The sequence below is a fragment of the Candidatus Thiodiazotropha sp. CDECU1 genome (assembly GCF_963455295.1).
Classification (GTDB): domain Bacteria; phylum Pseudomonadota; class Gammaproteobacteria; order Chromatiales; family Chromatiaceae; genus Thiodiazotropha.
In genome coordinates, this window is sequence record NZ_OY734020.1 from 375817 (window position 1) to 389643 (window position 13827).

The following is a 13827-nucleotide window of genomic DNA, read 5'->3' on the forward strand; positions in this document are numbered from 1 at the left end:
CGGTTACGTGTAAGATGTCGGTCTTGATGTAGTGGAAACGCTCCGCGTATAGGCAAATAATGCTTCTCTCACTGACACTGATGGTTCTCGGTATCCTGCTGACAGGATTTGCCCTGCGACAGCTGATATTTAAAAGGAAGCTGATCGCAGCTAGCCTGAATGGCTTCTTGGGGCTGGTTGTGTTGCTGGTTTCAACCTTTGTGGCAATGTTGCTGTTCAATGTTCAAAGTTACATCCAATTGACAAAGGAGCATGTGCTTGCCGAGGTTGAAATCGGTGCCATTGACTCAGGTGCCGCAGTGCTGGTGTTAACCATCAACGGTGAACCCAGGACCTATTCCATCTCAACCGATGAGTGGCGGGTGGATGCACGCTTTATCAAATGGAAACCTTGGGTGGCGCTGCTTGGAAAAACCCCGGTTGTACGCCTGGAATCCCTATCAGGGAGAAATGCCGCAGCTGGAAGCAGAGTGATACAGGTTTATAACCTGCATGAGGATTTTCAGATCATCGATAAAATAATCACTAACCTGACTGATCATTTTGGCATGATAGACACCATGTATGGCAGCTCGGTGTATATGCCGGTTGAGGCGGGCGCACACTACCAGGTCAGTGCAAACCATGCAGGCTTGATTGCTCGCCCCATAAACCAGGAGGGAGAACAGGCAATCATGCAGTGGGACAGGTAATGATTGAGTACAAAATTAGCTTCAAGTCAGCTCAGGCACACCTGTTTGAAGTGGAGCTGACGATCAGAAATCCCGATCCCAATGGGCAGCTGGTCTATCTACCCGCTTGGATACGCGGCAGTTACATGGTGCGGGACTTCGCGCGAAATATTATTGCCATTCAGGCATCGTCTGATAATCAACCTGTGGCACTGGTCAAACTGGATAAGCAGAGTTGGCGTGCAGCAACGGTGGCAGGTGAACTGCGGATTGTATATACGGTTTATGCTTGGGAGTTGTCTGTTCGAACCGCCCATTTCGATACCGAGCATGCCTATTTCAATGGACCCTGTCTGCTGTTAGGGGTTGCCGGTTCGGAAAGTGAGGCCTGCAGATTAACCGTTGTCCGTCCCAGTGACAGTTATGCTGAGGATTGGCGTCTGGCAACCGCCATGCCGGCGGGAAATCTTGATCAAGCCGGGTTTGGCGATTACCTGTGTGACAGTTATGAAGAGCTTATCGACTATCCAGCCGAGGCAGGCGTTTTTGCAGACGCGGAATTTTCAGTCGATGGGCGACAGCATCGGATGGTGATCAGTGGTGTGCATGATCTGGATATGCAAAGGTTTTGCGACGATTTGAGCCGCGTCTGCCAGGAAGAGGTGGCACTGTTTGGTGAATTGCCTGTTTCTGAATATCTGTTTTTATTGCAAGTGGTCGGCAGTGGTTATGGTGGATTGGAACACCGCAACTCCACCAGCCTTATGATCAGTCGGGATGAACTGCCAAAGCGGGGTGATGAGGCTGTCACAGCGGGTTATCGAAAACTGCTGGCACTCTGTAGCCACGAGTATTTCCACCTCTGGCATGTGAAGCGCATAACACCCGAACTATTTTTACAGCAGGGGACGGCGGCAGAGGTCTACACAAGGCAGTTATGGATATTTGAGGGAATCACATCCTACTATGATGAGCTGTTACTCGTCAGGAGCGGAGTGATTGACCGCAATGCCTATTTCAAGATGCTGGCTGAGACCGTTACCCGGGTGATGCGAAACAGCGGACGCTTTAAACAGACCCTGGAAGAGTCGAGCTTCGATGCTTGGAGCAAATTCTATAAACAGGATGAGAACGCACCCAATGCTATCGTAAGTTACTATGCCAAGGGGGCCCTTTTTGCCCTGCTGCTTGATTTGACCATACGCCTGCGCAGTGACGATAGGTTTTCCCTTGACCATGTTATGCAAGAGATGTGGCGGCGATACGGTCGTCACTCAGTGGGGGTTCCTGAGGATGGATTCGAAACCCTGGCGGGTGATGTGACATCTCTGGATCTGAAGCCGCTGTTCGACCTGGGGGTCCGATCCACGGATGAGTTACCCCTGGCAGAGGCACTTGCCGAATTTGCTGTAGAGCTCCATTTGCTTCCCGCTATGTCGAGTGAGGATATGGGGAGGGTGGTTACAGAACCTCCGAAGGCGGCTGGGGCCAAACCGGTTTTGGGCGCTAAATGGAAGCAGTTGGAAAAGAGGGTTCGACTGTTACAGGTGTTTGATGGTGGAGGAGCTCAACAGGCGGGGCTGTCGGCAGGTGATGAGATCGTGGCCGTTGATGGGTTGAATCTGAGTGCGAAGCAGATGGAAGAGTACATTGCCCGGCAACAGCAGGGTGTATCGATCGAGTTGCATCTTTTTCGCAGGGATGAGTTAAAGGTTATCCCCTTTACTCCCCTGCCGGCTGCATCTGACACATGTACTATCTATCTTCCGCAACATCCCGGCAGTCTGCAGCAGCAACGTCTTAATAATTGGTTGAAAGGCCATGTACCCACATCATGACTTGATTCAAAGATTGGCGGATGGCCGATTTCATTCAGGCGAGGAGCTGGGACGCCTGTTGGAGGTGACACGCTCATCGGTTTGGAAGCGACTCAAACAGGTGAAGGAGCAATACAGTCTTGATATCGATGCGGTGACAGGGAAAGGATATCGGTTGCGTGAACCACTGGATCTCCTCAGCCAGAATGCCATTTTGGAGTTGTTGCGGGAGGAGGGTATGGCAGCGCCACCTGCATTGACGCTGCATGCCTGCATAGACTCCACCAACAGTTGGTTGATGAAGCAGGCTGCGAGCGGCGCCGAGTCAGGTAGTGTATGTCTTGCGGAACAGCAATTGGCCGGAAAGGGAAGGCATGGTCGAAAGTGGATCTCACCTTTCGGTAGAAACATTTATCTTTCAATCTTGTGGCGTTTTGAGTATCCGCCGATGCAGATTGCGGGTCTCAGTTTGGCCTCGGCAATAGGAGTTTTGCGCCTGCTGCATCAGTTCAATTGTGATCAGGCCGGGCTAAAGTGGCCGAACGACATATTATGGCAAGGTAAGAAACTGGCAGGTCTGCTACTGGAAGTAAGCGGTGAGGCCAGCGGTCCCTCACAGGTCGTTATCGGTGTCGGATTGAACACCCGGTTGGACAGCCATGGTGAGGCCATCGACCAGCCCTGGGTCGACCTGAATTCAATCCCGAATCTAACATTGCCAACGCGTAATGAGCTGGTCTGTAATATGATTCGCCATCTGAGAGATGTGATAGGGCAGTATCAAGCCGATGGCTTGCAATCATTTATCGATGAGTGGCGGCGACACGACCTGTTATTGGGTGAAGAGGTGGTTATCCGTAGCCATACTCAACGACATACAGGAGAGCATATGGGGATTGATGCGAATGGAGCTATCCGTTTGCGCAGTAACGGTAAGGAGCGTACATTTCACGCCGGTGAGGTGAGCTTGCGGCATTCATTCCATAAGAGATGATAAAACTCTACGTTGACATAGGTAATTCCGCCATCAAATGGGCAACCGGGGCCGAGCTGCGCGCCGGCAACCTGCACCAGGTCGAATCCAATAAACTGACCGCTGCGGTTGAACAGGCCTGGCTTGACATGGAAAGGCCCGAAGCGGTGTATATTGCCAGTGTACGCCATGAAAATGTCCACAAGACACTGCTCTCCTGGATTCGACAGCAGTGGCAACTGACACCCATATTCGCCGAGACGAGGCAGCAGGAGCACGGGGTGACGAATGGATATGAGCAGCCCGACCAATTGGGGGTCGACCGTTGGCTGGCCCTGCTTGCGGCGCGAGCCCTTTCACCCCTACCCCAGATTGTCGTAGACTGCGGCTCAGCGACTACGATCGATGCCATGGACGGGGACGGGCGGCACGTTGGCGGTATCATTTTGCCGGGATTGCGGGTATTTGCCCAATGTCTCAGGCAGAATACCGACATTCCTCCCTACGCAGCCGGTGAGATCCGGGATTGCTTCGCCAACGATACGGCATCGGGCATAATTACAGGTGCCGTTGTGGCGCAGTGTGCAGCTGTGGAGAAGCTCTATCAAGCACTACAGCAGCGGGAAAAGGGTGCTATCCAATGCACTGTGACGGGTGGTGATGCAGGAATGTTGACCCATTATCTCGAACTGCCCCATCAGCTCGTTCCCTGTCTGGTTCTAAATGGGCTGCTTATACAGTCAGGTCAAGCGGGGCTGCCGGGGTAGGTCCCACCAGCGACACAGGGTAAGAAATGAACACAACAGTTAAAGGAATGCTATGAAATGGCTCTTCTTCATTCTGCTGTTAGCGAATCTGGGGATGTTTATCTTGATCTATCCTCAGAAGGCAGAAAACATTGTTGAGAAGACCTTGCCTGATGTAGGTGAACTCTATCTCTTCCAAGAGATTGCCGAGATGGAAACCGATACAAGCGCGGTGGAGGCTGCTCCACTGACCGAGAAGGAGCAGCCGGAGTCAGACCAAGTGCTTCAATCCAATGCGGATCAAACGGAGACGCAGGCAGTTGAACAGCCAGAAGCGCCGAGTGAGGCGCCCGAGTCGGTTGCTGCATCTGTACCTGAAGCTTCCAGCGCAGAAGCTGAAATTGCCATCGAACCTGAGGTGGAGGCACCTGTGATTGATGGTGCTACGGCCGGGAAAACAGCAGAAGTTGAGCCACCAGTTTGCCGAACAGTGGGGTTTTTGGATACTCGCTCTGAAGCGGAGATCATCTCAGTAAGCCTACGTGCACTGGGACTGAAGCCGGATCTGCAGTCCGAGACCAGTAATCAACAGGCCGGATTCTGGGTATTGATCCCGCCACAAGCCTCCAGACGGGATGCGATCGATATCTCAAATCGCCTGGAGAAGGATGGTGTCAGCGACTTGTGGCGTTTTACCAGCGGTGATCTGGTGCATGCCATATCCCTCGGTTTGTTCCGTAACAAGGAGCGTGCGGAAGCAAGGAATAAAGAGATCACAGCCCTCGGTTATGAAGTGATTGTAAAGCCGCGTTACCGCCAAAAAACCAAATATTGGCTCTACTTTCAGGATAGTACACCCGCTTCCGATACCAAACCGGGTTGGATTGAGCTATTTAGAAAATTTCCTGATCTGGAGGCGCAGGAGACGGCATGCCGCTAAGTTTGCCAGAAGAGACAGAAACGCATAGAATTCGCACTCTCCAGCCGGCGTAGCTCAGTTGGTAGAGCAGCTGATTTGTAATCAGCTGGTCGGGGGTTCGAATCCTCTCGCCGGCTCCAATGAAAACAATAACTTACTGATTTATTGTGTCCATTTATGCGCTAAATGTTGTCGACCATGTTGTCGACATTAGCGTAAACTCACCACCTTCGTCGGCCGTCTACGGTAGTGTCTACGGGTAACGGATCGCCCGCTATGCCGTAGACTGAGGCTCGCCTCGTCGTCTGTTTCGAGGTCGCTGGCATGCTTGGCGCGAATATCTTTAAACTGGCAGGGTGTGCCTCCCTCGGTCCTTACGCGAGTCCGTACACGCTGCCACGCAGTATCGAATGCGCTATCAGTCATTGGTTCGGAAGGCGATCCCCGGCGGGGGAATAAAAACACCGAGTCTCCCGCTTCACTTTTCAATATCTCCACAGTGTCGCGAAGTTCGTCCGACCATGCGACGACCGTTAATTTCCCGGTTTTGTTTTCTTCGAATTCGATACCATCGTTTGTTAATTGCGAACGGTGCAGGTTGAGAATATCCGTTCGACGACGCCCAGTTAAGTAGGCCATGTGGGCAGCCAGACCTACGAGAAGCGGAGCGACAGCGATCGTAAGGTAATAGTCGGCGTCTTGAACATAGTGCGTCCTTAGTGGATTGAGGCGCGTTAGTTTGATTTCCTTCGCGGGGTTAGGTTTGAGGTAGTAGTCCATCGATATAGCCCAACTAAAAACGCGCTTGATATAACGAATCTCGGCGGTCGCTACGCTTTCACTTGCCTTTGCCCGAGTTTCTAAATAACGACGTACGGTGCCCGGTGTCCATGCGTCGAGAGCAATGTCACCCAACAAGGTGCCGGTCTTTGTTTTTGTAGCGCATATCGACTTGTGCAGCTTTAGATAGTTATCTTGCGTGCGTTTCGCTAATCGGCTCCAGTCTCTCGACTCTTGAAATTTTAGTGATATTCCTTTGAATGTGCCGACCGTGTCTGTCTCTATCGCTTCGACTTGTTGCCATATCTCGGCGAGTGTCGTATCGCTTGAGCCAAATCGGAACGCTGTACCGCGATTATTGCGGCCGGAACTTTTTCGATAGTACCACCGGCCTTTACCGCGGGGATCGTAACCGACGTTAGCGGGTAGCTTGTCGGAGTCGATATGCGAGGGGAAGTGGTTGGCAGTGCGTTTATTCAGAAGGGCCATTTTCTATGTAGTCAATTATTGAATTAACTGATTCGCATTGCTCTATTGCTTCTAGGTACGAAATTTCAATATCCGATAACTCCTCTTCATCTGAGTCATCAATCTTTCCTTTTATTTCAGTCAGCAACTTTTCAAAAATTTTAATCTGTCGCTTAGCGTTGTTGTATGTATTTAAATAAAAAATTCTTTTTTGCACTTTCTTGGGGCTATTGAGGTCCAGTGAATCAATTGTCCACTTGCCTGTGATAGAGTGATGTGCAACTGTGCCATCTCTAGATGACCTTAAATGTTCGTGCATTATATGACTACAGGGATTAGGTATAAAAATTCCAGCTTGCAATTGATCGTCTGTAGGCCAGAACTCCCCTTTTTTACTATTACAGTGGCCGCATGCGTAGTATAGATTAGTATATTCTGTTTCTAATTCAGGAAATTTTCTTTTTGGCTTATAATGTTCAACTGCATAATAATTTACCTCAGATAAGTGATCAGGTGTCCTGCAATAGACGCATGTGTTATTAAACTCTTTCTTAAGCGTTGGCTTAAATTCACTATAGTTTTTGTAAGGAAAAGGTGTTTGAGTTCTTACATGTCGACTTTTCGGGTAATGATATAGATTCATAGGGTGATATTGAGTTCATCGGCTATATCTTTTGCAGATTGAGCAGCTTCCTCTAAAGTATTCGCAAAATGCTCCATACGCGCAATTTCACTCTCACTGACCTCAGGGATTAAATTACGAAGCCTTTCAGTTAGCATATCAAGTCGGGCTGACTCTTCCTGCGAGAGACTATTACGAGCATATTTACGTGATAATAGTGTAATACGGTCTTGTGCATTTCTTTCGTCAAGACTTACTAAATTAAAATCAGTAACCGCCTCAACAATGGTGTCATTGTCGCTGATGTATCTAGTTGTTAGGTTTTTAGTGAATCTAAGGGTTAACCTTTCTGAGAGAAGGTTAAAGGTTTCTTGGCTTGGCTCTGGGTGTGTTTCACAAAATGTGGGTGTCTCTACGGACTCAACCTCAGAGCCTAATAAGCGTTTACTCGAGTCGTTATATGCGAAAGATGTAGCAGTTGATTGTATTTTGTGTAGCATGTGAGACTAACCTTATTCTTTCTGTTTACCTGCGCCAAGCTTATGTAATGCTTTTTCACCTAGGGCCCATTTGAAGAATGAAAAATTTTGTGCATTAAATTTCGTTAAAAGTTCTAAGGCATCATTATAGTCAATGCCTTCATCATAGTAGTCGAAGTCAAGAATATATCTGATCTTTGAGGCATCAAGTTGATCAGAATCTAATCCATGCCTGAAACTGTACCGTCCGTCACTAAAGGCCCCATGGATCTCAGAAACATATTTAGTTAAGGTTCCGAGTTCTCCGCCTATAAGCGGTGCAATAAGTTTTTCATTCACCCATCCATCGACTTCGCCATCTTCTAAGTCGATGACGTTGATATACCTCAGTCCGACTCGAGTAAAAAATTCTGTGTCAAGCATGCCACCGATCAGATGTAATATTCTATCGATCTTTGTACGAAAATCAGCGAACTCTGTATAACTAGTCGTTTCTATAACGAGCGAATCAGGCTTGAGGGCGACTACCCACTTTTTGTCTCTAGATTCGAAAGCATAACTAAGCGGTAAATCTGTCGAACCACCAACATGAATCGAAACCGTTTTACTTTTTTTGAAAATAGGAAAATCCTTCCTCAAGGCACCCTGAAATTCAGTGGGTGGTTTTTCTTCGAGTTCGAGTAAAACAGGGAATTTCAATTCACAAACTGCGGTTTGTATGAAATTTATATTGTATCGCACTGATTGTTCGGTAGGCACGTTAAGTGGTAGAAAATCCTTGCTCATTCTTCCTCCGTTCACAGCGACGATCCTTGAAGCATGTTCATATGAGTACTCTAACTCATATATTATCAGGATCCAAATTAACCATTTTTTTAGGATCCTTTCAAGATTAATAATCAGGCGTCTAGCTAAAGTCCTCAAGTTAAAAAAGTTTTCGCTGTACGCATGATGAGGTAGGGGGGAGTGCAGTTCTGGAAAAAGAGGTTCCAGAGATGTAAAGCACCCTTCCACGATGGTATTTGCCTGCCACGCTCGAGGAGTTCGAACCGCAGGCTGTCGGGGTTATTTCTATGAACCAGACACTCGCCGACTAATACTGGCACCCCGAAGGGGCAGAACTTGCAACAAACAGGGGTAGTTTTAAGGCGTGCCCCAGGTCCGACATTATTCAACGTTGGGCGGTTTTAGCACTTGCCCAGGTCCATATCCTTTATGCTACGGCGAACTTGATAATCTTGATCGCCTCAGAGTTCACCACGGCGCCACCGGTGCGCTTTGTGGTGTAAAAGTGGACGTAGGGCTTGCGCGTATAAGGGTCACGAAGTACGCGTGTCCCCATGCGGTCTACGACGGTATACCTTCGGTCAAAATTGCCGAACGCCACTGAGAGGCTGTCTGCAGCGATATCCGGTATGTCCTCGGCCTCGATGACCGGGTACCCCAATAGCATACCGGGTTGACCTTCTACCAGCGTGTTCTGCCAGAGAAATTGCACGTTAGCATCCTTCAGTTTGCGGATGGTCGATAGGGTGGTGCTGTTCATCACCCATACCGCTCCTTGCCGGTAAGCGGGCCGCAACTTATGGACCGTATCGATCAACAGATTAGCCGTATCACCGTCTGCCGCTGGCCAATTATCAGCTACCCCAGTCGGGATGTACTGCAGAGTACCGAATGCACGGGCCGCATCGTCTGTGGCTGCCGTGGTGTAGGTAAGAAACCCTTTCGGCTTGTTCACTCCATCCCCCAGGATGAAGGCTGTCCCTTCCAGCTGTCCGATCTCGTCGGCGATCTCCTCGGCGAGCTAGCCTTCAGCATCGAAGAAAACATCATCGAGAGCGTGCTGAGTGATCGAGGGGTTGCAGTAGATTTCACCGATCGGGGGGATAACCTCGGCAAACTGCGGTGTATCCGTCTCCGGTCTGGCATCTGTCTCGCTAACCCATCCAGAAGTCAGGCCGCCCGTGTTTACCAGTTTTTTGTAATCACTGGTACCAACGGGGACCATCCTTGCAATCTGCCTAATCGGGGAGATATCCCGGAGTAGCTTTTCGATTTGTGCATCAATGGCAGTCGGTACAGCAAAACCGCCATCGGCGCCTACACCGATACTCATCGCTTTCTGTTGCAGATCGAGGAGACCGTCTTCATCCCGGCCCCGGGTGACCCACTGCTGGAAAGCCTTCCTGTGCTCTTTCTGTGTAGAGGATTCGCTACTGTTGAAAGTCATACCACCACCCATCGAGGCACGATTGGAGCGGGTTTCGATACGATCAAGGCGGTCGCTGATCGACTGGAGATTATCGGACTGTTTCTCTTTAAATCGTTCGAAACTATGCCTGAGTTCTTCGATAGCATCATTAAATTGGTTAGGCATTATGAGCCCTTCTGTGCGTAAAACGAATTTTCGGTTGCATCAGGCCATCGCAGCGTCGCGCAGGATCGGAAACTGAGGGGCCAACCGGCGTCACGCAGGTGGCTCATATGTAAATAATAGCACATGACGATGATAACAATCTAATTAATAGTAACTGCCGATTTTTGTTTTTTTATAGACTGTGCGTCTTCGATCAACCAATCAACTGTCGCTTCGGGGCCATCCACGTCGACGCTGATGGCCGTACCAGCTCCCACTAATGCGGCGCTTACGTCCGCCGGGTCGACGCCGGAGGCTATCATCTGAGCAGCTCCTTTTTGAAAGACGGTTTTGGCTTTAATCATGTTTTCATGCTTCATTATCAACTCCTATCAGTTGTAAAGGTCTTGTGTTCACGAATTTGATCTGTGTATTCGCCGGATCTCATATTCAGCACGTCGGCGGCACGGCCTACCGCAAAAGGTTGGCAGTTTACTGCGCCCTAAATACTGGATTGGGTTTTCACACATCAAACAGTTCATTTATTCCACCTTTTTTTGCCGAGTTTCATTTTGTGGATGTAAAAAAGTCCCTAGGGCGGCGGTTCTGGTTGGCCGAGGCTGTAGAGATTCGAACCCCCCTTACCCCCTTTGATGTTGTAACTGCATGTTGTGAGGGGTGTGGATGGTTGACGCTGCTTCTTATGTCGTATCGATGAAATCGACGTTCTTTTGTCATTTTGATTAATTTCTGATCGATAGCAGCGTAGTGTGACGGCATGCGTTTGATCAATTCGTGAAAATCGGGATTCCTTGCAAAGCGCTCGCCGTTCCAACCCAGGTAATATGTTCGTTTGTAGTTCGGACGCCTCTGTGAAATGGTATCGACTAGCTTCAGATTCACCCATCCGTTACCGCTACGCTCGGGATGGATATACAACACCCACCCGTCTCGAAACTTCTTAATCGATCTTCCGTCAGTCGGTATTAACATTCTATTTCGCATATCGTTACTCCAAACAATCACCTAGTAGGGGGCGTCTCCGCCGCCCTCTGCGGGGAGACACGCCCCCCTGTAAGGGGTGCAGAGTCCGCAGAGCTGCAAAGTGCATAAACACTGGGGTTCTGAGAACTCTGCAGTTCTGCGGTTTCCGCAAAGCCGCAGCTGGTCGAAAATTCGTCTGACGCCAGTAGTTATGGGCTTTGCAACATTGCAGTTAGTCGTCATCTGCAGAGCCCGCAGAGTTATGGCTATTTGTATCTGTTCCACCTGGAGTGGTGGGTAATTGTTCCTCAGTAATATGTTCGCGACATACATGAACGGTGGCCGTTGGGTTAGTCGGATGCTTCTCTATCCACATATGCCAAAGGCCATTGAACATCGTCTTGCCTCCTATGGGTGAAAAACTAGGGCTATCGCTAAGAATGGGTAGAGAGTCTTCAACCCTTGCACGTGCAGCCGTTTCTCCCACGCCCCATATTCGACGTAATCGATCGACTAGCGATTTTCGAGTGACGCGCAACCCCCCGAGCTCGTCGAGTGCCTCTGCAATTTGTTTCAAATAATCTTGACGTTTATCGACTTTCTCTTGCTCCTTGGCGCGGGTAACTTCTGCCGTGATAGATTTAAGGTCGTATGGGGCAGGGACGCCGACATGGTCACCATTCGGCAGCGCGACAGTATCGAGCCGGAGCCAGGTTGCCTCCTTGTCAGGCAAGGCGTAATTCGCCTTCGCGCTATCGATGCGGATCATCCGCCGTCGTTCTTCCTTATCAATTCCGAGATCCTCGGCTGTTTTGGTATTCATGCGTGCCAAGGTGAAGGCAAACCGGCAGGCATTGATTAACGCCGATGCACCCCTTGATGAATCAGCGTTACCGGCGTGTGCTTCCGAATCGCTGCCCGACTTAGATGTGTGGTGTACTATGACGACCGCACAGCCTGTCTCCGCCGCGATCTGTTTGTAGATATTGATTACCTGCTGGATCTCGTCGTTCGAGTTCTCGGCTGCTGTGTGGGTGGATACGAAGGGGTCAACAATCAAAACGCCGATATCGAGATTTTGGATTTGCTCGATGATGTAGTTGACGATTTTGGTTTTAATGATCGTCTTTCCTTCGACAGTGCGTCGCGCCACCTGCCAGGGTATGTCGGCGCCAGTATTCATATAAAGACGACCTTCTAGCAACTCGGGGTGGATGTCGAAATGCTGGCACGTAGCCGCTACTCGCCGGTGTAATTCGTACTCTTCGTCTTCATTGTTGATTATCCAGACTCGTTTCGAGTACCGAATTTTCTCACCGGTAATTTCTTTATCGAGACAGATGGCGATACCGGTGACAATGGCATAAATCGACTTACCCACCCCACCTGTTGCAAATATTGCAGTCACCGCGCCCGACATAATTCGATTAGCGAGAATCCACTGACGGGGCGGTATGGTGGAAATATCTACACTGCAAATCGTTTTAGCTATAAATCGCTTGTCGATTCCATCGATATCATTCGGCGCGCCGAGATCCTCGAACATCTCTTTAGGGTCTCGGTAGCTGCCTGTAGTCTTAAGGACAATGTGTTGCCATAGGTAGTCGATGGCCTTGTTTTGAATTTTGTTTCGATGGGCTAGTGCGACATCCATGGCGCCGTGGCTGTCGACGAGTATCGATAAAACTTGTTGGTCATTGAATCCGCTATCAAATAGCTCATGGCTAATCGATGTCAGTCGAAGTGATCGATCGTCTGCGATGATGCCTTCACGAAGTTCGCGCAAGGTGTCTGCCGACACTCGATCGTCGATAATCGGCAATTCATCCTCGGGAAGTAGGTCCGGTTGAGGAATATCTCGGTCGGGTGTCGACTGTCGCGGCTTATGGGCGTCGTATATCTGATTGAGGGCATCAGGGGAAGCGACTGTCAACGTATTGATCATGCGCTGCCCCACAGTTGTCCTGTTAGCGTTATAAATCGTGTACTACCACCGCCATAGATCTCAACACCGGTTTTATGGTTAGCGATATCAGGACCAGGTAACGATCCCTTAAAAAAACCATGTAGTCCACGGCCGGAGGGCGACATTTCCCAATAACCAGGGAGTGCGCTAACAATCTCTAAGGCCGTCTTAGATGCCTTGCCATCAGCGTTGATACAGTTATCGAGATCAATGGCAACAAGTGATTCGATGCTGGTTAAAACGAAACCGATCCCATGGGCACGACCTGCGGAATAAACCTCGAGTGCTTTATCGAATGTACTCCAATGGTCCGGATTATCAGATTTGGCTTTGTACCTTGGATTATCTGGTTGATACGGGACTTTGTCGCGCTTCCCTGGCTTGCCGTCTTTCTCCACCAGTCGATAGAGTACAAACCGGATGTGCTTTTTAAGCTCGTCGGGAATACCATCAGGGTTTAACGGTAAACCTGCATATGTGATTTTATTTACGCGTCCCGCCACAGGACTTTCTTGGTCGCGTCCGTCGGTTGCAGCTGACGGACTGACCGCTCCACGGTCATTCGCCACCCATCACCCCCCTTTTGCATTCCGACTTACGCCAGCCGCAGATCGGATGCACCCACCTATTTACCTGACAGGTGGCACCCGCCTGTAGTGCTACGTCGTCCGGATGCCTGTTAGCGGCCAATCGTTTAGCGATCCGAAGTTGCTCACTAATCAGGTAATTCGCCTCTTTAATGAAACGCGGTGTCGGTTTGGTGTCGATCTCGTCATTCATCGCCATAGAGAGGAGGGCGGAAGTGTGATCGGCCGACAGCCTAAGCATCTCGATCGCATCCTCGCGGTCCAGGGCATCATTCGAATCGATAAACGGGGGTTGGTGGTTCTGCATCTTGAGTCTCCTTTTCGTTTTTTGGCTTGCCTTTGAAGTAGTGATCCGCGACGGGTTCGCCACGCAAGAATTTTTCGAGAACACCACGGGGGCAACGTGGGCGGCGGGGGCCGAGCCATATAGCAGGAAATTCTCCTTCTCGCATGGCG

The 13827-nt window shown here is 49.8% G+C and carries 13 protein-coding genes, 1 tRNA gene and 2 pseudogenes; 6 read left to right on the forward strand and 10 right to left on the reverse strand.

Features of this window, described 5'->3' with window-relative positions; translation table 11 throughout:
• Window positions 1–59: 59 nt before the first annotated feature.
• The 6 genes from R2K28_RS01620 (at window position 60) to R2K28_RS01645 (ending at window position 5266) form a co-directional block, all read left to right on the forward strand.
• On the forward strand, window positions 60–692 hold the full coding sequence (locus R2K28_RS01620) for a hypothetical protein (RefSeq protein ID WP_316367681.1): 633 nt from the start codon (window positions 60–62) through the stop codon (window positions 690–692).
• Window positions 692–2509, forward strand: coding sequence for a M61 family metallopeptidase (locus tag R2K28_RS01625; RefSeq protein WP_316367682.1), 1818 nt, complete (start codon window positions 692–694; stop codon window positions 2507–2509). The genes R2K28_RS01620 and R2K28_RS01625 overlap by 1 nt, the downstream gene beginning before the upstream one ends.
• The gene (birA, locus tag R2K28_RS01630) at window positions 2493–3482 is read left to right on the forward strand and encodes a bifunctional biotin--[acetyl-CoA-carboxylase] ligase/biotin operon repressor BirA (protein ID WP_316367684.1); all 990 of its coding nucleotides are present in this window, start codon (window positions 2493–2495) and stop codon (window positions 3480–3482) included. Before R2K28_RS01625 ends, birA begins: the two co-directional genes overlap by 17 nt.
• Window positions 3479–4228 (forward strand): type III pantothenate kinase, encoded by a 750-nt coding sequence (locus R2K28_RS01635; protein WP_316367685.1) that lies wholly within the window; start codon window positions 3479–3481, stop codon window positions 4226–4228. The genes birA and R2K28_RS01635 overlap by 4 nt, the downstream gene beginning before the upstream one ends.
• A 52-nt stretch (window positions 4229–4280) precedes the next feature.
• Window positions 4281–5147, forward strand: coding sequence for a hypothetical protein (locus R2K28_RS01640; RefSeq protein WP_316367686.1), 867 nt, complete (start codon window positions 4281–4283; stop codon window positions 5145–5147).
• Window positions 5148–5190: 43 nt separating this feature from the next.
• Window positions 5191–5266: transfer RNA gene (locus R2K28_RS01645), tRNA-Thr, on the forward strand.
• Window positions 5267–5336: 70 nt separating this feature from the next.
• On the opposite strand, the gene R2K28_RS01650 is transcribed toward R2K28_RS01645, so the two are convergent.
• From R2K28_RS01650 to R2K28_RS01690, 10 genes and pseudogenes are all read right to left on the reverse strand, one after another.
• Window positions 5337–6395, reverse strand: a complete 1059-nt coding sequence (locus tag R2K28_RS01650; RefSeq protein WP_316367687.1) for a tyrosine-type recombinase/integrase — start codon at window positions 6393–6395, stop codon at window positions 5337–5339.
• Window positions 6379–6693 (reverse strand): hypothetical protein, encoded by a 315-nt coding sequence (locus R2K28_RS01655; RefSeq protein ID WP_316367688.1) that lies wholly within the window; start codon window positions 6691–6693, stop codon window positions 6379–6381. Before R2K28_RS01655 ends, R2K28_RS01650 begins: the two co-directional genes overlap by 17 nt.
• A 123-nt stretch (window positions 6694–6816) precedes the next feature.
• Window positions 6817–7017, reverse strand: a pseudogene (locus R2K28_RS20390) (hypothetical protein); the annotation flags it as partial.
• A complete protein-coding gene (locus R2K28_RS01660) occupies window positions 7014–7496 on the reverse strand; it encodes a hypothetical protein (protein ID WP_316367689.1) in 483 nt (160 codons plus the stop codon). The pseudogene R2K28_RS20390 and the gene R2K28_RS01660, both read right to left, overlap by 4 nt.
• Before the next feature lie 12 nt (window positions 7497–7508).
• Entirely contained in the window at window positions 7509–8261 is a 753-nt protein-coding gene (locus tag R2K28_RS01665) for a TIGR04255 family protein (protein ID WP_316367690.1), read from the reverse strand.
• A 427-nt stretch (window positions 8262–8688) separates the two neighbouring features.
• Window positions 8689–9855, reverse strand: a pseudogene (locus tag R2K28_RS01670) (phage major capsid protein).
• 140 nt (window positions 9856–9995) lie between these two features.
• Window positions 9996–10214: a hypothetical protein gene (locus R2K28_RS01675; RefSeq protein ID WP_316367691.1), complete on the reverse strand. Its 219-nt coding sequence runs from the start codon at window positions 10212–10214 to the stop codon at window positions 9996–9998.
• Window positions 10215–11050: 836 nt separating this feature from the next.
• Window positions 11051–12763 (reverse strand): AAA family ATPase, encoded by a 1713-nt coding sequence (locus R2K28_RS01680; RefSeq protein WP_316367692.1) that lies wholly within the window; start codon window positions 12761–12763, stop codon window positions 11051–11053.
• On the reverse strand, window positions 12760–13353 hold the full coding sequence (locus R2K28_RS01685) for a hypothetical protein (RefSeq protein ID WP_316367693.1): 594 nt from the start codon (window positions 13351–13353) through the stop codon (window positions 12760–12762). The genes R2K28_RS01680 and R2K28_RS01685 overlap by 4 nt, the downstream gene beginning before the upstream one ends.
• Window positions 13343–13678 (reverse strand): hypothetical protein, encoded by a 336-nt coding sequence (locus R2K28_RS01690; RefSeq protein ID WP_316367694.1) that lies wholly within the window; start codon window positions 13676–13678, stop codon window positions 13343–13345. Before R2K28_RS01690 ends, R2K28_RS01685 begins: the two co-directional genes overlap by 11 nt.
• Between the last annotated feature and the right edge of the window lie 149 nt (window positions 13679–13827).